Origin of the sequence: Vibrio sp. 1F169 (genome assembly GCF_041439605.1) — a bacterium.
GTDB classification, from domain to species: Bacteria; Pseudomonadota; Gammaproteobacteria; order Enterobacterales; family Vibrionaceae; genus Vibrio; species Vibrio tasmaniensis_A.
Genome location: NZ_JBGOOI010000079.1, coordinates 1 through 18,940 on the forward strand (window position 1 = coordinate 1; position 18,940 = coordinate 18,940).

Genomic DNA, 18,940 nt, shown 5'->3' on the forward strand with positions numbered 1-18,940 from the left:
CAGCTCGGAAGGATCCTTCAACCGATCACTTTGGCTTTAACTGATCGGCATTAGCGCCTCAGGGCGCTATTTTTTTGCTTGACGCTCGTAGCTCGCTTGCTTATTGTGTTTAAACATTCATAAAACAATCACTTTTTATGCACTCTCACTCTTTGTTTATTTTTGACTTCTTTTTTCTTCCGTAAATCGGAGGCTAAGTCGTTTTAGAAAAACAAGTCAAAAACGAACAAGAAGCCTCCCACACTAGGGGGGCTTTTTTATAAGGACACATTTATGACTGACCGAACAATTTCACTAGATGATATCCGCCTTCGTCTCAATGATTTAGACGACGAACTCCTAAAATTACTTTCAGAGCGTCGTAAGCTGAGTATCGAAGTCGCTAAAAGCAAGGTAGAAACGTCAAAACCCGTTCGTGATGCAGTACGAGAGCAACAACTACTAGTCAAATTGATCAACAACGGTAAAGATAAATACGAGCTTGATGCGCAGTACATTACTAAGTTGTTTCATACCATCATTGAAGATTCGGTTCTGCTGCAACAGTCATACCTGCAAAACCTTGCGAATCCACAAAGCCGTAAACCACTAGCTCGCGTTGCATTCTTAGGTTCTAAGGGATCGTATTCTCACCTTGCGAGCCGTGAATACTTCAGCCGCAAGAATATGGAATTGATTGAGCTGAACTGTAATCACTTCAAAGAAGTCGCATCGACTGTAGAATCGGGCCATGCCGACTACGGTGTACTGCCGATTGAAAATACCAGTTCAGGGTCAATTAACGAAGTCTACGATCTGCTACAACACACAACGCTTTACATCGTTGGTGAACTTTCTCAACCGATTGAACACTGCTTGGTCGCGAAAAATGATATTCGTTTAGAAGACATTAAAACGCTCTATTCGCATCCACAACCTCATCAACAATGCAGTGAGTTTTTAAGCCGCCTTAAAGATGTCAGCCTTGAATCTTGTGCAAGCACAGCTGATGCTATGAAAAAGGTGAAAGATCTAGGCGGTGATGATGTGGCAGCGATTGGTAATGCATCGAGCGGCAAGCTTTATGGACTTCAACCAATCCAAGGCAACATTGCAAATCAAACTGAGAACCACACTCGTTTCATCGTGGTCGCTCGTAAGCCTGTTGAAGTATCGACTCAGATCCCAGCTAAGACGACGCTTATCATGTCAACTTCTCAAGAAGCCGGTTCTTTGGTTGAAACACTACTGATTCTGCAACGCTTAGGTATTAACATGACCAAGCTGGAATCTCGTCCTATCATGGGTAACCCTTGGGAAGAGATGTTCTATGTGGATTTAGAAGCACACTTAGATTCAGATAATATGCAGCAAGCGATAACGGAACTAACAGCCATAACTCGTCACCTAAAAGTGTTAGGTTGCTACCCAAGTGAGAACATTAAGGCTACTCAGGTTAAGTTGTCTTAACTTTTTATTATCTGTTCCCCCATTTTAACTGCTATAAGCTTTTCACTAATACAAGCATTTGGCCTACTGCAGGCCAAATGCTAAAAGAAAGTAACTAATGGAATAAAACTCGAACTAAGGAATACGCAAAGTCTGTATACTTAAAAATGAATTGGTTGTGTTACTGATTCTCACTCCTATCCACTTCAATCACCCCCACCGTACTTACTTAAACACTCATTACTGATAATTTAATCAGTAAATACAAAAACTTAAAACCCAAACAAAACTCTTCAAACACAATATAATCGATGGCAAGAACTCTCGAAATAACATAAACTTGCGCGCTAAAATTTATAAACCATGTTGTGAATAACCATGAAGCTAAGTACTAAAATATTACTTGTGATTGCCCCCGTAATACTGATCAGTACAGCGGCTTCTAGCTATATCATCTATTCCACGCAAAAAAACAGCTTTATCAAACGTGAAGACAATGCCCTGCAATTAAGCATGGAAAAATTAGCAGGCTATTTTCAACAGTCTCGTTCTTTCCTCAACAATTACTCCTACACCCTCACCAATAGTGACCTGGTTAAGCGTTATTTTATGGTTGATGAAAATGTCGACCACCAACGTGAACTTACTGATAACCTAAACGAAACGATTAAGTTATTGCAAGATGGTAACGACAGTTTTACAAGGGTCGCGTTGCTTGATAGCGATCGAGCTCTTAAATATTACGCTGACAATACCAATGATCCTTTCGCAAAAATGGATCCCAAGATATTAGAGTTCATTGAGCATCAATATCAAAAAACGTTAGCAACTTCGAGTACGGACTACATACAGAATTCCCAAGGTGAAGGGGTATTAGTTCATTATGATGTTATTGATAAAAAAACAGTTTCGACACCAATAAACGATCCACCCAACAATGTGTTTTTTGTGGTTGTATCTGTCTCTCTTGATAAGTTTAATTCACTACGAAAACAGATAGAGTTCGACTATCAAACTAGTTTGTTTTTTACCCCTACGTTAGTGACACAGGGGCGTGAGTTAACACAATCTATAAAGCTAGCAGCTGGCCTCTACGCCACGCTCGATCCTGCACCATTCTTATTAGACAACAAACTCAAATCTATCTGGAATGAACTGAGCCTATCCTTTGCCCTATCTGCATTTGTCAGTGTTACCTTACTGCTGATCCTGCTATCTCGCTGGGTGATAAACCCGATCACCCGTTTAGATAGGCAGCTTCAAGAGGTTGAGAAAAAACAGAGAAAAAACATTGAGCGCCTAGGAACAAATGATGAGTTGGGGCGCTTATCCCAACGCTTTTATGATATGTACCAAGAGTTGGATGACACGTACCAACAGACTAAGTTGTTGGCAGAAAATGATCAGTTGACCCAAATAGCCAATAGGCACCAGTTTCAAACCTTCGTGCAGCAGTCGTTGTCAAAACCTAGTTCGAACACCGAAACCTGGGTTCTCTACTTTGATTTAGATAACTTCAAATTTGTGAACGACAAATACGGGCATCAGATCGGCGACTCGATTCTCGTCAGTTTTGCTCAGCGTATCTCCAATATTTGTAACCACTACAAAACAGAATTAAATGCCCACTGTCTGCCAGCCCGACTTTCTGGGGACGAGTTCGTTGTATACATTAATGCTCCAAATCACCAAGAAAATATCGCACATCGATTTTCGAATGATTTACTCACCCCACTACAAAAGGGGTTTGTCACCGAGTCAGGTAATTTCCCGATTACGGTCAGTATTGGTATTGCGACCCACCCTAATGATGGCGATACAATCGAGAAGCTTCTTTCGAATGCTGATACCGCGATGTATCAAGCCAAACGTGCAGGTAAAAACCAATTCGCAGATTACTCGTTAGACTTAGATAAAACCATTCAACGTCAAGCCAGTATTGAGAGCGCCCTCAGAGAAAATAATTTTGATGAAGAGTTTAAGCTCGTTTACATGCCTTATATGGACTCAACAGGAAGTTATATTATTGGTGTAGAAGTGCTATTACGTTGGCACTCGAAACACCTTGGTTTAGTGCCACCCGATGAATTCATTCCTATCGCCGAACAAACCGGATTATTTGAAATAATTGATCGCTGGGTTATCCAGAATGCATTTGCTTCATTCCATCAACTTCAAGCTCAATTCGATCACTCTATTCAGCTATCGATTAACTTATCTTCAGCCGGGATTAAAACCACTCACCTTGCTGATTTCATCAAAGAGCATGCGAAAATCAATCAGATTCCGCCCAATTTGATCGATTTTGAAATCACAGAAACCTTTTACTCAAACTCTCAGGGGTTCCCATTACTTAACCAGTTATCATACATGGGCTATAGATTAGCAATCGACGACTTTGGTTCTGGTTACACCTCGATCACTCAACTGGTTCAATATCCAACTCAGAAGATTAAATTGGATAAAACCTTTTTGGACACCTTGATTGAGACAGATAACCAGAACATAGTGAAACCCATTATCGGGCTATGCCATGCTCAAGGGAAAAAGGTCACAGCCGAAGGAATTGAAACTCAATGCATGCATCAGTGGTTACAAGATGCGCAGTGCGATATGCTACAAGGCTATTATTTTGGTAAGCCAATGCCATTAGAAGAGCTGACGGAATGGTACCGACAGCATCAACTCAATTTTATCGATAATAAAAAGAATCAACCACATGAAATCTGTAATCATCGCATCGCTGAATCCAGCTAAAATTAGCGCCGTTAAAAGTGCATTCTTATCTGCTTTTCCTGATACTGAATTTGACTTCAAAGGCATCAGCGTCCCTAGTGGCGTTGCCGATCAACCCATGAGCAACGACGAAACCTATCAAGGTGCGGTAAATCGCGTTCACAACGCAACTCAAGCTCAACCTGATGCGGATTTTCATGTTGGATTAGAGTCTGGAATAGAAGGAAAGGTTACATTTGCTTGGATGGTCGTTGAAGCAAACGGTCAGCGCGGAGAATCTCGATCTGCAAGCTTAATGCTGCCACCAGTTGTGCTTGATAAACTCCAGCATGCGAATGAGCTAGGGGATGTGATGGATGAAGTGTTTGGCACCGATAATATCAAACAAAAAGGCGGTGCAATTGGCCTACTAACGCATAACCAACTAACACGCAGCTCTGTCTATCATCAGGCTTTAATTTTAGCGCTGATCCCATTTGTGAATCCAGAGCACTTTCCTATCTAGATCTTCGCTAAACTTCGAAAGCCTCAGAGAACAATCACCAGAAATAAAAAACGCTAACATTCAGTTAGCGTTTTTATCGAATTCATAGCCACACTACTCAGTGGTTGCTTAACTCAGTTATTGTTTGAGCAAAAGGTCGGCGATCACCGCTTTCTCTTGTTCAGATTTGGCCTTTAGCTCATTCGAGCCTCTGGTTATCGTCGCGACACCTACTCCCAGCATTTGGCTAACCTGTCGTTGAGACATCTCACCTTTCATCAGCTCACAAAAGATGTTAATTCGAGCAACCAAAGCATCTCGCTCGTCTGGTGTCATCATCATGGTCAACAATAGTTCATGCTGATCTTTTTCGACAGCTGTCTTTACCAAGTCCATCAGTTGTTGCCAATTCTCATATTCAGGTTGTGATGCCATATCTCTACACTTACTTTTAAATTCTGACTTTAAAGAGTCGCTTAACGATTGAAAGCGTCGAACACTTTATACCGAAACACTTGATGCGATCCAATGTAAAAAGGCAGTAAGTGGAAATGGTTCGCACTCACTGCCTTTAATATTACTCAGCTTGGAGAAAAATACAGAAAGCTTAGTATTTTGTTTTTGCCTCGTGAGGTGCTAAAAACGTCCCTTTCTCACCCAGGATATCTCGATAGTAAGCCTCAAACATCAAGATATTCTGAACGTAACCACGAGTCTCTTTGAATGGGATCATCTCGATAAAAGCAAATGCATCGAGCTTTTCATCGCTGCGTGATCGCCACTGTTTCACACGACTAGGCCCAGCATTATACGCGGCAAATGCGAAGATGCGGTTATCATCATATTGAGCGAGTAGGCCATCTAAATAATGACTGCCTATTTCAATATTCTTACCTACATCATAAAGATCATCGCTGCCCTGGTACTTAATCTTATGTTTGTTAGCCGTGTATTGCGCCGTCTTTGGCATAATTTGCATAATGCCACGCGCGCCAACTGGAGAGCGAGCCTCTGAATCCATCGCACTCTCTTGTCTTGCTAAAGACATCAAAGTAATTGGATCGAGATCGTGCTTCTCGGCATAGAAATTAAACCACCACTTATGAGCGACAGGGAAACGTAACGCAATGTTATCCCACATCTTCGCAGAAATACTCGCCGTTACCGTAAAGTGATTCCATCGCTGTGTCGCAGCATGAGCAGCAAGCATCGCTTTTTGCTCTTTATCTGCATGACTTAATAACCAGCGCCACTCACTCTTTGCAGCCGCTATTTTATCTCGCTCAATCAGCTCACCGATACGAACCAAAGAAGTGTCGAATGGTTTCACCATTTCTGCACTGTATTTAAGGGTCGAAGTTGGATAGCTAACTGGCTTATTTAATTGCTTAGCGGCGGCCACACTGTAGAAATTACGCTGACCCAAAATGTCTGACAGTCGCTTATTACCTTCAGCAGTATCGCCTAGTGCAATCTCAGCTCTACCCTGCCAATACTGCCAGCGAAGCGAAGCTTGATGTTTACCATCTAAGCGCGCAATCCACTCTTTCAACCCCGTCCAATCGGCATGTTGAATAGCCAAGCGAGCTCGTCTTTCCAGCAAAACTTGCTTTGATGAACTCGCGAGCATTTTGTCTCGCCACGCCATCAACTCTTCAGAGTCGGTATTGATCAAGCGGAACGCTAGGTAATCCGCGAGCTCTTGGGATTTTTCTTTCGAAAATTTTTGAGCTTTCACAACATCATCAAAAACCTCTTGAGCGCTGCTTGCGGATTTCCTTACTAGCTTCTCGAAACCAAATTCAGTTTGAGCTTGGTAGAATTCATTCGCTGGGTGCTTCTTAGCAAACGCGAGTACATTTTCAGGCTTGTTGTACAACGCCTTCATCTGCTTCGCTTGAGTAATTGACTCATCATGATCTAATTGCTTAACCAAGTAGCTCATTAACTTACCGTTTCGACTCTCGAACGCTAAAAGCATTCTGTCCAGAATCAGCTGATCCGTTCTTAGGCCCGTTTCATCCCAGCTTTCGAAAAGTGAATCACAGTTATCATCAACACCACTGCCACTTAACCAAAGTTGTTTCGCACCTTTAAAGGCGAGATCTTTTTTTCCTTGCTCATAATTCGCACGGTAGTAGATACATTGATATTTTTCACCAACAGGCTCTTTGGTTTGAAACTCAAGGATCGTCTTCCACTGTTTTTGAGCCGCCAATAAATCTAAATAAGGCGCACGCATACGATTCGAAAATGGTAGGGCTTTATTCTCTTCAATAAAGGCATCCACTTCAGTAGGTGTGCGATCACCTAAGCCCAATAAAAAGGCGCGATAGTCAGTGTAAGGTGTTAACGGGTATGTTTGAATTTTATTACGAAGTGCTGAATAAGCTTTTAGATCACGGTTGTCTAAAACCTCTTGCGCTCTGTCATAAACATCACGCTGCATTTCAAGCTCGGAAGCATTGCTGGCCATAGCCATTGGAGCCTGTGAAAATGAAAACAAAATTGCCGATGCAGCGACAGCAATTTTCGTATTACCAATGCGGAAAAACATTCGCTCTTTCCTTAGTGCGTGTATGAATACGTGAAGTCTATTTACGCCCGACATCACATCAAATGTAAAGAGTTTGAGTGTAAATATTGTTAATATTTAACACGTCGCCTCGAAAGCTTATTAAATATAGTTTTAATGACCAATGTGACAATAATAGGTGAGGATTAGTTCAAGAATGGCTTTTCTGTCCTAGGAGTAACATCTTTGAGGATATTGGTATAAAATAGCAAACAATTTTGAACAATAATTAGGATCGATCGGCAATGGCTGAATACGTATATACCATGTCTCGGGTGAGCAAAACTGTTCCACCTAAGCGTCAAATTCTTAAAGACATTTCTCTTAGCTTTTTTCCTGGCGCTAAAATCGGTGTTTTGGGTCTAAATGGTTCAGGTAAATCTACCCTACTACGTATCATGGCTGGTATTGATACTGATATTGATGGTGAAGCACGTGCACAACAAGGTCTAAAAGTAGGTTACCTACCTCAAGAACCTGTCCTAGACGAATCAAAAACCGTTCGTGAAATCGTAGAAGAAGCGGTTTCAGATGTTGCTGACGCACTTAAGCGCATCGACGCAGTATATGCTGCTTACGCAGAACCTGATGCAGATTTCGATGCATTAGCGAAAGAGCAAGGTGAACTTGAAGCACTGATCCAAGCAAAAGACGGTCATAACCTAGAAACAGCTCTAGAGCGAGCTGCAGATGCACTTCGTCTTCCTGAGTGGGATGCGAAAATCGAATTCCTATCAGGTGGTGAACGTCGTCGTGTTGCTATCTGTCGTCTACTTCTTGAGAAGCCAGACATGCTGCTTCTTGATGAACCAACCAACCACTTGGATGCAGAATCAGTTGCTTGGCTTGAGCATTTCCTTGTTGATTACAGCGGTACTGTTGTGGCGATTACCCACGACCGTTACTTCCTAGACAACGCTGCAGGTTGGATTCTAGAACTTGACCGTGGTGAAGGTATCCCATGGGAAGGTAACTACACATCTTGGCTAGAACAGAAAGATGAGCGTTTGAAGCAAGAAAAAGCAGGCGAAAGCGCACGTCAAAAAACGATTGAGAAAGAACTTGAATGGGTTCGTCAAAACCCTAAAGGTCGTCAAGCTAAGTCTAAAGCTCGTATGGCTCGTTTTGAAGAAATGACGACTGGCCAATACCAGAAGCGTAACGAAACCAACGAATTGTTCATCCCACCAGGTGAGCGTTTAGGTGACAAGGTACTTGAAGTTAAGAACCTAACGAAGTCATTTGGTGATCGCGTTCTTATCGATGACCTATCATTCAGCATGCCTAAAGGCGCTATCGTTGGTATCGTTGGTGCCAATGGTGCGGGTAAATCAACACTATTCAAGATGCTAAGTGGCGCAGAACAGCCAGATTCAGGCACAGTTGAACTTGGCGAAACGGTTAAGCTTGCTTCTGTTGATCAGTTCCGTGACAGCATGGACGACACAAAAACAGTATTCCAAGAGATCTCTGAAGGCGCTGATATCATTAAGATCAACAACTTCGAAATCCCTGCTCGTGCATACTGCTCTCGTTTCAACTTCAAAGGCAACGACCAACAGAAGATCATCGGTCAGCTTTCAGGTGGTGAACGCAACCGTGTTCACCTAGCGAAACTGCTAAAAGCGGGCGGTAACGTGCTGCTACTCGATGAACCAACCAATGACCTTGATGTTGAGACACTACGAGCTCTTGAAGAAGCACTACTTGAGTTCCCTGGCTGTGCAATGGTTATCTCGCATGACCGTTGGTTCCTTGACCGTATTGCGACCCATATCTTAGACTACCGCGATGAAGGCCAAGTTAACTTCTACGAAGGTAACTATACTGAATATACAGAGTGGCTGAAAAAGACTCTAGGTGCACAAGCGGCAGAGCCTCACCGCATCAAATACAAACGTATTGCAAAGTAAATAAGCTTGTATTTTGAACAAAGGCCGCGATAATAGCGGCCTTTGATATATCTGGCTTACTATTTACCTATTGATATAGAGAGATTACCTATGCTTGAAAGACGTAAATTTTCACGAGTTATTTATCAAGTTCCGACTGAGATTTCACAAGGACAAGTAAATGTATCAGGCTCAGTGCAAGACCTATCTCTTCATGGTTTACTCATTCAATGTGATAAATGGCAGCAACTCAGAACTGACACTCCTGTTCAAGTCAGCTTTAAGCTCGAAAACAGTGATATCAATATTCAGTTAGAAGCAACGATAGTCTCGACCATCAATACCTCAATGCGTTTACGTATAGAGCATTTAGATATTGATAGTATCAGCTACCTTAAGCGCCTTGTGGAACTTAACGTTGGCGACGATGAACTGCTTTATAGAGAGATTGAACACCTTACCGATTTAGGTAATGAGTGACGTCTCCATTCCCCTTTTTCTATTAGAAGCATTTAGTTAATACAGAACCATGTCTAAAAAAGTTTCCATTACAATCCCCTTAACCCAAGGGGATCAGACGTTTTATTTCGGTCGAAAAGCCGTACTACTATGTACTACCGCAATTTTTTCAGTGCCTCTATTGATTGGCGGAGCTGCATACATGCACTTTGAGGGCAAGCAAGAACTCGCCCTACAAGCCGATGATGCACAACAATTGATTGAAACACTGATTGTTGAAAAAGAACAAACCGACTTTCTTTACGCTGAGCAGGTAGAAACCAATCACTCACTGTCTCAAGCATTAACCGAGAAAGAAGGCACTATTCAGTTACTTGGCAAGCGTGTATTTGATGTGGAATCAGTGCTTGGCCTGACCGATGAAGAGCCGCTTACTGATGACGTCTCTTTAGAAGACCGAATTGATGCAGCTGCAGTAGATTCAGCAGTCAGAGCCACAATGTTTCGTTTGATTCCAAATGACAGCCCTATGGCTTATCAACGCATATCATCCTCTTATGGTCGTCGCTCTAACCCTATAACAGGTAAACGCCACGTTCATACTGGTATCGACCTAACATGTAAGCGTGGTGAAGATATTGTCGCGCCAGCAGATGGCGTAATTGAAACCGTGCGCCCAAGTAAGAAAGGCTTCGGTAACTTTATAACTATGCGTCACTCATTCGGCTTCATGAGCTCTTATGCGCACCTACAGAAGTTCAAAGTACGTAGCGGTCAATTTGTGAGTAAAGGCGATGTGATTGCGAGCTGTGGTAACTCAGGTAACTCAACCGGGCCACACTTGCACTATGAGGTACGCTTCCTTGGTCGTTCATTGAACCCTCAATACTTGATGGATTGGACACCTGAGAACTTCAACTACGTGTTCGAGAAAGAGAAAAAGGTTAAGTGGGGTCCATTGGTTCAACTGATTGATAATGTGGTTCGCTTGCAGATCAACCTGACTAACGTGCCTTACATTAGCTCGACCATAGACACCGTATCGAGTGAAGAGAGTAAGAAACCTATCACGACTAACTAGTTATTGGTTATTGGTTATTGGTTATTGAGGGATATTGATTTGGCCTATGATGATCTCATTGCTTTTAGCCTACAGTAGACCAAATGCTTTCATAGCGTTCAGCACAAACAAAAAGAGCGACCAAATGGTCGCTCTTTTTTATGACTTCAAATCGTATTAACCACGATGAATCGAGTCATGTGCTTGTTTTAGAAGACTTTGGCTCTCTTGCAAGAACTGCTGCGAGTAGTCGCCAAACCAATCACTGACTTGATTAAAGCTATCAACGAATTTAGCTTTATCTTTCCCATCCAAGATTTCCAATGCTTCACCGAAACGACTATGGAAACGTCGAATCATCTCAATGTTCTCATCTGAAGAAAGAATGATATCACCGTACAAGTTCGGGTCTTGAGCAAACAGACGACCAACCATCGCAATCTCAAGTCGGTAGATTGGCGAGCTTAACTTCAAAAGTTGATCAATGTTCGGGTTCTCTTTACTTAGGTGCAAGCCGTAAGCAAAAGAAGTGAAGTGACGAAGAGCTTGAATCAGAGTCATGCCGTGATCGTGTTCCGCAGCATCCATCTGGCAAAGGCTCGCGCCCCAAATACCAAATTGATTCAGCAACCATTGGTAGCTTTCAGAGCCACGCCCATCACTGTAAACAATCACTTGTTTCGCAAGGCTTGGAACATCAGGACCAAACATTGGGTGTAATCCAACCACAGGGCCTTGGTGCATGTCTAACATAGCTTGTAGAGGCTTTGATTTTATCGACGTCAAATCACACAGAATACAATCGCTTGGTAGGTTACCCAACTTCGCAATCACACCTTCTGTCAGGTGAATTGGAACCGTTACAACCACAAGGCCAGCATTATCTAAGATCTCATCGGCTTTGTCCCAATCTTGGCTGCCAAGGATTTTCACTTCGTAACCAGAAAGCTTGAACATACGTCCAAACAGACCACCAAGCTGACCATTACCACCAACGATAACCACTGAACGTAACTCTGGGTTAAGGCACTTAAAACCAGAATCTTTTTCACTGGCATAAGACTCACGCATAGTACGACGTAAAATATCTTCGATTAACTGCGGTGGTACTCCTATTTTCTCGGCTTCTTGACGACGAGATGCCAACATCGCGGCTTCACGTTCCGGTACATAAATAGGTAAACCATGTTCACTTTTTACTTCACCGACTCTCTCCACTAGAGCCAGTCGTTGAGCCAGTAAATCCAACATTTGTTTATCGACAGCATCGATTTGGTCGCGTAATTCGTTCAGTTCAACGGCCATTTTATTCCTTACTCATCTATAAGCCCGTGCCAGTCTAAAAGCCCGCACTGATGCAGGTTCGTTAGCAACAGATCTTAAAATGCCCCATTAGATGAGGCACTTAAATTTAAACTCTGACTAACCTTTCAGGCGGTTCTCTAAAAACGGGACTAACTCCGTATGTGCATGTTTCAATAGTGCCTCAGTTGACTCCCAATTGATACACGCGTCGGTAATAGAAACGCCGTATTTCATCTCATTTAGAGGAATATCTGACGGCTGATTACCTTCGTTAATGTGGCTCTCAATCATCAGGCCAATAATCGATTTATTGCCTTCACGCACTTGGTGGATAACGTCTTCAGCCACCAGCGGTTGGCGGCGGAAATCTTTACGAGAGTTCGCATGGCTGCAATCAACCATCAATGCCGCTTCTAAACCAGATTTACCCAGCTCTTGTTCACATTCATGTACTGATACTGAATCGTAATTCGTTTGCTTACCGCCACGTAAAATAACGTGACCGTTTGGGTTACCTTGCGTCGTTAGCAGTGCAACCTCACCTTCACGGCTGATACCCATGAAACGGTGACTAGAAGAAGCAGCCTGCATCGCATTAATTGCAGTACCTAAGTTACCGTCAGTACCATTCTTAAAGCCGATTGGCATTGAAAGACCACTCGCCATTTCACGGTGAGTTTGTGATTCAGTCGTACGAGCGCCGATTGCAGCCCAGCTGAATGTATCTGCTAGGTATTGCGGACTAATTGGATCTAGCGCTTCCGTCGCTAGTGGGATTTCCATCTCCGCAAGTTCAACAAGTAACTCACGACCAACATGCAGACCATGCTCAATATCGAACGTACCATCTAGATGTGGGTCATTGATCAAGCCTTTCCAACCAACAGTCGTACGAGGCTTCTCAAAGTAAACACGCATTACAATATACAGTTGGTCGCTAAGCTGCTCAGATAAAGCTTTTAAGCGTTTCGCGTATTCTTTCGCAGCTTCAATATCATGGATAGAACATGGGCCACATACTACAAGCATGCGATGATCTTTCTTATGAATAATGTTTGCTATAGTTTGACGAGACTCTTGAATGAAACGACGAGCATTATCACTCAAAGGCAGTTTTGCTTTTAACTCCTCAGGAGTAATCAGTACCTGTTCGTCGATGATATTGACATTGCTTAATTCACTTTTCTGCATAACTCAACCTGTATATTTATTTTTACACCCACGATTTCCATTTGGGCTGACAATCTTTAAAAACACAATAACAGCTACAAAAACGATTGCAAGTGTAAACAATAAAAAACATTTACTGTAAATTAAAACTTACACATCTTCTTTAATTCACTCTGATACACAAACCAGCTTAAACTGCACCTCACACATACAAAAAAGGCGATATTTCTCATATCGCCTTCTTCAAACTTATAGAGTGTTTATTTATCACCCAGCGTTTAACATTCGCTTAATTTGCTCTGAAGCCTTTTTCCATCGACTATCCGAGTGAAGCGTCGATAAATCAAAGCTGTGCTTTTTAAGCAATGAGTTGGCTAAAGGCACCACTTGAATCGCTAAGTGATCAAGAGCCTCAATTTGTGCATCTCGCTTATTACACATCAACACCATGTCACACCCCGCATTCAGAGCAGCCTTCGCTCTATCGGCTGGCCCACCCATAATCGCAGCACCTTCCATAGTTAGGTCATCAGAGAACACCAAGCCTTTAAATCCAAGCTGTTGCTTCAATACTTTCTGCAACCAATACTCAGAGCCACTCGCTGGCTGATCATCATAGTGCGAAAAAACCACGTGCGCAGGCATCATCGCATCTAATATTCCAGCTTCAATTTGAGCCTTGAAAATGGCCATGTCAGTTTCAAAGATGTCGTCTCTAGGATCGTAAGGCGTTTCAAGGTGCGAATCAGCAATCACGCCACCGTGTCCTGGAAAGTGCTTTCCTGTTGTCGCCATTCCAACCGATTTCATGCCTTTAATAAAAGCACTGCTGTGGCGAACGATGGTATCAATATCTTCACCAAACGCTCGGCTACCAATCGCTTTACAGTCATGGCCTTTGTCTAAAACAGGCGCAAAGCTCAGATCGATATCATGGGCAATCAATTCCGCCGCCATCAACCAACCGGCTTGTTCTGCTAACTGCTCACCATTATTCTTAGTCGCGAATTCTTGAGCAGCAGGGATAATTGAAAAGCCATCGCGAAAGCGCTGAACTCGGCCACCTTCTTGGTCAACGCCAATCAAAATAGGACGTTTCGCTACCTTGCGGATCTCTTTATTTAACGCCGAAAGCTGTTTGCTATCGTGGTAGTTTCGAGCGAATAAAATGAGACCACCAACGGTTGGGTGCTCTAAAATTTCTCTGTCTTCAGCTGTCAGTTCGTAGCCCGCGACATCTACCCACAACGGTCCCATATTTATCCCTTATTAAACCTAATTTCATAAACTTCCCGAGATTATTCTCTTTAAATTTGCTTTACAATGTTTTTAAACCAATCTTTGGAAGACTTTAAGAATGCAGTGCAAGAGCTTAGGAATGGATCGTAAAGAACTGTATATCGGTGTGATGTCGGGAACGAGTATGGACGGTGTTGATACCGCCTTAGTGTCGATTGAAGATTCGCGCATCACATTGCTCGCTCATGATGAGTTCCCAATGCCTGATGATCTCAAAGCGCGTCTGCTTGAAGTTTGTATTGGTCAGAAAACGGATTTGATTGCGATTGGCGAACTAGACCACCAGCTTGGTCATCTATTTGCTGATGCGGTTTTGCAACTTCTCGACAAGTCAGATACGCCTGCATCTTCTGTGACTGCGATTGGGAACCATGGCCAAACAGTATTCCACCAGCCAACCGGTAATTCGCCATTTACCATGCAGTTAGGTGACGCCAATATCATTGCCGCTAAAACACAGATTCAAACGGTTGCCGACTTCAGACGCAAAGACATGGCGCTTGGCGGACAAGGTGCGCCATTAGTACCAGCGTTTCACCATACGATTTTTCACCCGCGAGACAGCTCGGTTGTGGTGTTGAACATTGGTGGAATCTCGAATATTTCAGTGCTGCGCCCGAATCAGCCTACTCTTGGTTATGATACAGGCCCCGGCAATATGTTGATGGACGCTTGGGTTGATACGCACACGGGTGAGAAGTTTGACCGTGATGCGCAATTCGCACTTAAAGGTCAACTCAATCAAGCCTTGCTCGAACAGTTATTAAATGAATCTTATCTATCTCAAATTCCGCCGAAAAGCACTGGCAGGGAGCTATTTAATCTACCGTGGTTAGAGCAACAATTAACAGAATTTAAAGACCTTGCAGCAGAAGATGTTCAGCACACACTTTGTGAATACACTGCATTGACGATAGCGAATGAAGTGGAGACTTATCGCTTGGGTAACCAACCTGCGCTCTATGTGTGTGGCGGGGGTACGAGAAATCCACTGTTGATGAAGAGACTGTCTGAACTGCTTCCTGGCTGGGAGGTTGAGTCAACCACCAGTAAAGGCGTTGATGCCGATTATATGGAAGCTATGGCCTTTGCGTGGCTTGCTCAACGTCATGTTCATCAACTGCCAAGCAATTTACCAGAAGTGACTGGCGCGAGCAGAGCGGCCTCTCTAGGCGTTCTCTATCGTGCTGACTAAACAACTTTAGAACCATCATTTTAGAATCACCATTTAAGGATCATTATGAGTAACGACGCTCTCATATCAGCGCTCTCGCACCTCGTTTCGGAGGGGAGAAACCCTGACACTATGGATATTGATCTACTCACCTCTCTCGAAGTGGTTGAAAAGATTAACCAACAAGACAAACAGGTACCACTGGCGATCGAAGCCGAATTACCACAGATCGCGAAAGCGGTTGACAAGATCGCTCACGCCTTTCAAAACGGTGGCCGACTGATCTATATGGGTGCAGGCACCAGTGGTCGATTAGGTGTATTAGATGCCTCAGAGTGCCCTCCGACTTTCGGTGTTTCAGACAAAATGGTTATCGGCTTAATCGCTGGCGGACCAGAAGCGATTTTAAAAGCCAAAGAGGGAGCGGAAGATTCGCTGACTCTCGGTATTGAAGACCTGAAAGCCATTCAATTTACAGAAAACGATGTCGTGGTAGGTATTGCAGCCAGTGGCCGTACACCTTACGTGATTGGTGCGCTCAACTATGCGAATCAGATTGGTGCGGTGACGGTTGCGCTGTCTTGTAACCCAGGCTCTCCAATTGCTGAGATTGCTCAAATCGCAATTAGCCCAGTGGTTGGCCCAGAAGCATTGACTGGTTCAACACGACTCAAATCAGGGACAGCACAAAAGCTGGTGCTTAATATGCTCACCACTGCCAGCATGATTCGTATTGGTAAGAGCTATCAGAACCTGATGGTCGACGTAAAAGCGACCAACGAAAAACTGGTTGCCCGCGCTGCTCGTATCGTTATCCAAGCAACGGAGTGCGAGAAAGCACTGGCGGTATCAACACTAAAAACGACTGATTACGATGTGAAATTGTCTATTTTGATGATTCTAACAGGGCTAGATTTAGAACTGGCCAAGGCTCAACTTGATCAACAAAATGGCTTCTTGAGAAAAGCAGTCGAGAATAATCAGTAATCTAGATTCTGTTGTGAGCGTTACTCTCGCTACAAAAAAAAGACCAGTACACATACGGCACTGGTCTTTTTAATTTCTAATCGCTAGCTTGAGCTTAGTAGTCGTTAGAAAACTCATCCCAGCCGCGCTGCCATTCCATACGGAAACGTTGAGCGTCTTCCGTACCTGAACAAACGCCTTCATAAACCTGGCCAGATAAACCAATTTGATAAGCATGGTTTGGGTTGCAGTATTCAGTCACACCTAGGTGGTAACCTTCTGTGTAACTCGCTTGATCGACTGCGCCAAGCTCAGTCATCTCTGAATACGAACGCTGAGTGTGCCCTTTAATACCATCACGATAGCCAATCTCTTGCCAATTGCCTTTGGCCGCTAAATCTTGAACATTGGCGCTGCATCCTGCAAGGCTAAATGCCACGGCGAATAGTGCTATTATTTTTTTCATTTCAATCCTTTATATTGTAACTTCACCACTTCCTGACGAAGCGCTGCCTTTGTGGCGATTCTCCGCTGAACACGTACTGATGTCCACTCATTGTCTGTTATTGTCCTCTTAAGCAAGAGAACAAACCGCTCAATCAGTTATAACACCACTTAATTAGCTATTCGACCACTCACTCTCATAGCGGAAGTTTCTTCTCATACACTCCTTTAATATACACCCTGACTTAATTAATACATTCAGGGATAACAAATTATGATGTGGTTTCTTACCTGTGTAGCAGCACTCATTGGTGGCTACTTTATTTACGGTGCCTTTATCGAGAAGATTTTCGGTATCAATGAAAAGCGTCAAACACCCGCTCACACCAAGCAAGACGGCGTGGACTTCGTTCCAATGTCGACGCCAAAGGTTTACCTAGTTCAACTGCTTAACATTGCAGGTGTAGGTCCAATCTTCGGCCCTATCATGGGTGCCCTTTACGGCCCAGCAGCAATGCTTTGGATCGTGCTAGGTTGTATCTTCGCAGGTGCCGTACACGACTACTTCTCAGGTATGTTATCTATCCGCAATGGTGGTGCTTCGGTTCCAACTATCACTGGACGTTACCTAGGCAATGGCGCAAAACACTTTATGAACATCTTTGCCATTGTTCTACTGCTTCTTGTTGGTGTGGTATTCGTTTCTGCTCCAGCAGGTATGATCACTAACCTAGTGAACGACCAAACTGATTTCGTAATGTCTACGAGCACCATGGTTGTCATCATCTTTGCTTACTACATCATCGCAACGATTGTCCCTGTCGATAAAATCATTGGTCGCTTCTACCCACTGTTCGGTGCACTGCTTATCTTTATGTCTGTTGGCCTAATCACTGCGATTGGTCTATCTGACGAGCACCAAATCATGGGTGGCTTCGAGATGAAAGACATGTTCACCAACATGAACCCTAACGATCTACCGCTTTGGCCTGCTCTATTTATCACCATCGCTTGTGGTGCTATCTCTGGCTTCCACGCAACTCAGTCTCCACTAATGGCGCGTTGCATGGAAAACGAGAAAAACGGCCGCTTCGTATTCTACGGTGCAATGATTGGTGAAGGCATCATCGCTCTAATCTGGTGTGCGCTTGCTCTGTCATTCTTCGGTTCAGTTGAATCTCTATCTGACGCGATTGCAAACGGCGGCCCTGGTAACGTGGTATACAGCGCTTCATTTGGCCTACTGGGTGTATTTGGCGGTATCCTTGCTTTCCTTGGCGTGGTTATCCTGCCTATCACTTCTGGTGATACAGCGTTCCGTTCAAGTCGTCTTATCCTTGCTGAATACTTCAACATGGAACAGAAGACACTGCGTAACCGCCTACTGATGGCTCTACCACTGTTCGTTATCGGTGGTATCCTGACTCAAGTAGACTTCGGCATCATCTGGCGCTACTTCGGTTTTGCTAACCAATCAACAGCAGTCATGATGCTATGGACAGCTTCGGCTTACCTACTTCGTCACAATAAACTGCACTGGGTAACAACGGTTCCAGCTATGTTCATGACATCTGTGTGTATCACATTCATCCTGAACAACAGCCAACTGGGCTTTGGTCTACCAATGCAGCTTTCAACCATCATCGGCGTGGTGAGTGCATTCGGAATTGCGGCTTACGTTATCAAAATTTCAAAAGGCAAAGGCGATATCGACCTTGCTGATGAAGAAGAAAAAGAAGCAAAAGGCGTCACCAAAACCGCCTAGTTCTTTCAGACTCTTGAGAACAAGAGACACGTCTTCATAGAGAGACAAAAGAACAAGCCAAACACACTTCGCTTGCTCCCGTAATCACCCAGTGATTCGTGGAAATTAAGACTAAAGCCCGTCCTCTGTGATTAATGCCGTTCGGATAAGCATTATTGCTTGAACCTGAACGGATATTTGGCT

At 43.6% G+C, this 18,940-nt stretch carries 15 protein-coding genes and 1 other annotated feature; of the genes, 9 read left to right on the forward strand and 6 right to left on the reverse strand.

The features are described from left to right. The first annotated feature begins 139 nt into the window (after positions 1-139). Positions 140-261, forward strand: a sequence feature (Phe leader region). 12 nt (positions 262-273) lie between these two features. The 3 genes from pheA to yjjX all read left to right on the forward strand — a co-directional run bounded on the left by pheA (position 274) and on the right by yjjX (position 4,669). Next, positions 274-1,449, forward strand: a complete 1,176-nt coding sequence (gene pheA, locus ACED53_RS20055) for a prephenate dehydratase (protein WP_017098363.1) — start codon at positions 274-276, stop codon at positions 1,447-1,449. Between the two features lie 357 nt (positions 1,450-1,806). Next, a complete protein-coding gene (locus ACED53_RS20060) occupies positions 1,807-4,185 on the forward strand; it encodes a bifunctional diguanylate cyclase/phosphodiesterase (protein ID WP_017100681.1) in 2,379 nt (792 codons plus the stop codon). Then, entirely contained in the window at positions 4,148-4,669 is a 522-nt protein-coding gene (gene yjjX, locus ACED53_RS20065) for an inosine/xanthosine triphosphatase (RefSeq protein WP_017100680.1), read from the forward strand. Before ACED53_RS20060 ends, yjjX begins: the two co-directional genes overlap by 38 nt. A gap of 117 nt (positions 4,670-4,786) precedes the next feature. Here the strand turns inward: yjjX and trpR are convergent, their stop codons facing one another. Both trpR and ACED53_RS20075 read right to left on the reverse strand, forming a co-directional pair. Continuing rightward, a complete protein-coding gene (trpR, locus tag ACED53_RS20070; RefSeq protein WP_009848461.1) occupies positions 4,787-5,083 on the reverse strand; it encodes a trp operon repressor in 297 nt (98 codons plus the stop codon). 172 nt (positions 5,084-5,255) lie between these two features. Continuing rightward, positions 5,256-7,205: a transglycosylase SLT domain-containing protein gene (locus ACED53_RS20075; protein ID WP_017100679.1), complete on the reverse strand. Its 1,950-nt coding sequence runs from the start codon at positions 7,203-7,205 to the stop codon at positions 5,256-5,258. Positions 7,206-7,468: 263 nt separating this feature from the next. Here ACED53_RS20075 and ettA point away from each other — a divergent pair, with 263 nt between their 5' ends. The 3 genes from ettA to ACED53_RS20090 all read left to right on the forward strand — a co-directional run bounded on the left by ettA (position 7,469) and on the right by ACED53_RS20090 (position 10,655). Then, a complete protein-coding gene (gene ettA, locus ACED53_RS20080) occupies positions 7,469-9,136 on the forward strand; it encodes an energy-dependent translational throttle protein EttA (protein ID WP_009848459.1) in 1,668 nt (555 codons plus the stop codon). A 90-nt stretch (positions 9,137-9,226) separates the two neighbouring features. After that, a complete protein-coding gene (locus ACED53_RS20085) occupies positions 9,227-9,595 on the forward strand; it encodes a PilZ domain-containing protein (RefSeq protein ID WP_029225447.1) in 369 nt (122 codons plus the stop codon). A 49-nt stretch (positions 9,596-9,644) separates the two neighbouring features. Further along, the gene (locus ACED53_RS20090) at positions 9,645-10,655 is read left to right on the forward strand and encodes a M23 family metallopeptidase (RefSeq protein ID WP_017100677.1); all 1,011 of its coding nucleotides are present in this window, start codon (positions 9,645-9,647) and stop codon (positions 10,653-10,655) included. Between the two features lie 156 nt (positions 10,656-10,811). Here ACED53_RS20090 and tyrA read toward each other — a convergent pair whose 3' ends face one another. From tyrA to nagZ, 3 genes are all read right to left on the reverse strand, one after another. Continuing rightward, positions 10,812-11,939 carry a bifunctional chorismate mutase/prephenate dehydrogenase gene (gene tyrA / locus ACED53_RS20095; RefSeq protein ID WP_017100676.1) on the reverse strand — a complete coding sequence of 376 codons (1,128 nt, stop codon included), beginning with the start codon at positions 11,937-11,939 and terminating at the stop codon, positions 10,812-10,814. A gap of 117 nt (positions 11,940-12,056) precedes the next feature. Continuing rightward, positions 12,057-13,130, reverse strand: a complete 1,074-nt coding sequence (locus ACED53_RS20100) for a 3-deoxy-7-phosphoheptulonate synthase (RefSeq protein ID WP_017100675.1) — start codon at positions 13,128-13,130, stop codon at positions 12,057-12,059. Between the two features lie 246 nt (positions 13,131-13,376). Continuing rightward, positions 13,377-14,366: a beta-N-acetylhexosaminidase gene (gene nagZ, locus ACED53_RS20105; RefSeq protein WP_017098355.1), complete on the reverse strand. Its 990-nt coding sequence runs from the start codon at positions 14,364-14,366 to the stop codon at positions 13,377-13,379. Positions 14,367-14,487: 121 nt separating this feature from the next. On the opposite strand from nagZ, the gene ACED53_RS20110 reads away from it, so the two are divergent. Both ACED53_RS20110 and murQ read left to right on the forward strand, forming a co-directional pair. Further along, a complete protein-coding gene (locus tag ACED53_RS20110) occupies positions 14,488-15,603 on the forward strand; it encodes an anhydro-N-acetylmuramic acid kinase (protein ID WP_029225446.1) in 1,116 nt (371 codons plus the stop codon). 45 nt (positions 15,604-15,648) lie between these two features. Continuing rightward, positions 15,649-16,569, forward strand: a complete 921-nt coding sequence (gene murQ, locus ACED53_RS20115; protein ID WP_017100673.1) for an N-acetylmuramic acid 6-phosphate etherase — start codon at positions 15,649-15,651, stop codon at positions 16,567-16,569. A gap of 94 nt (positions 16,570-16,663) precedes the next feature. Here murQ and ACED53_RS20120 read toward each other — a convergent pair whose 3' ends face one another. Next, positions 16,664-17,014 carry a DUF2799 domain-containing protein gene (locus ACED53_RS20120; RefSeq protein ID WP_017100672.1) on the reverse strand — a complete coding sequence of 117 codons (351 nt, stop codon included), beginning with the start codon at positions 17,012-17,014 and terminating at the stop codon, positions 16,664-16,666. A 252-nt stretch (positions 17,015-17,266) separates the two neighbouring features. On the opposite strand from ACED53_RS20120, the gene ACED53_RS20125 reads away from it, so the two are divergent. Next, entirely contained in the window at positions 17,267-18,757 is a 1,491-nt protein-coding gene (locus ACED53_RS20125; RefSeq protein ID WP_017100671.1) for a carbon starvation protein A, read from the forward strand. Positions 18,758-18,940: the final 183 nt, after the last annotated feature.

Coding starts and splice junctions, on each gene's coding strand:
- ACED53_RS20075 (WP_017100679.1), bottom strand. CDS start 7,205: ATGTTTTTCCGCATTGGTAATACGAAAATTGCTGTCGCTGCATCGGCA.
- nagZ (WP_017098355.1), bottom strand. CDS start 14,366: ATGGGACCGTTGTGGGTAGATGTCGCGGGCTACGAACTGACAGCTGAA.
- ACED53_RS20085 (WP_029225447.1), top strand. CDS start 9,227: ATGCTTGAAAGACGTAAATTTTCACGAGTTATTTATCAAGTTCCGACT.
- tyrA (WP_017100676.1), bottom strand. CDS start 11,939: ATGGCCGTTGAACTGAACGAATTACGCGACCAAATCGATGCTGTCGAT.
- ACED53_RS20125 (WP_017100671.1), top strand. CDS start 17,267: ATGATGTGGTTTCTTACCTGTGTAGCAGCACTCATTGGTGGCTACTTT.
- ACED53_RS20060 (WP_017100681.1), top strand. CDS start 1,807: ATGAAGCTAAGTACTAAAATATTACTTGTGATTGCCCCCGTAATACTG.
- ACED53_RS20090 (WP_017100677.1), top strand. CDS start 9,645: ATGTCTAAAAAAGTTTCCATTACAATCCCCTTAACCCAAGGGGATCAG.
- trpR (WP_009848461.1), bottom strand. CDS start 5,083: ATGGCATCACAACCTGAATATGAGAATTGGCAACAACTGATGGACTTG.
- murQ (WP_017100673.1), top strand. CDS start 15,649: ATGAGTAACGACGCTCTCATATCAGCGCTCTCGCACCTCGTTTCGGAG.
- ACED53_RS20120 (WP_017100672.1), bottom strand. CDS start 17,014: ATGAAAAAAATAATAGCACTATTCGCCGTGGCATTTAGCCTTGCAGGA.
- ettA (WP_009848459.1), top strand. CDS start 7,469: ATGGCTGAATACGTATATACCATGTCTCGGGTGAGCAAAACTGTTCCA.
- yjjX (WP_017100680.1), top strand. CDS start 4,148: ATGAAATCTGTAATCATCGCATCGCTGAATCCAGCTAAAATTAGCGCC.
- ACED53_RS20110 (WP_029225446.1), top strand. CDS start 14,488: ATGGATCGTAAAGAACTGTATATCGGTGTGATGTCGGGAACGAGTATG.
- pheA (WP_017098363.1), top strand. CDS start 274: ATGACTGACCGAACAATTTCACTAGATGATATCCGCCTTCGTCTCAAT.
- ACED53_RS20100 (WP_017100675.1), bottom strand. CDS start 13,130: ATGCAGAAAAGTGAATTAAGCAATGTCAATATCATCGACGAACAGGTA.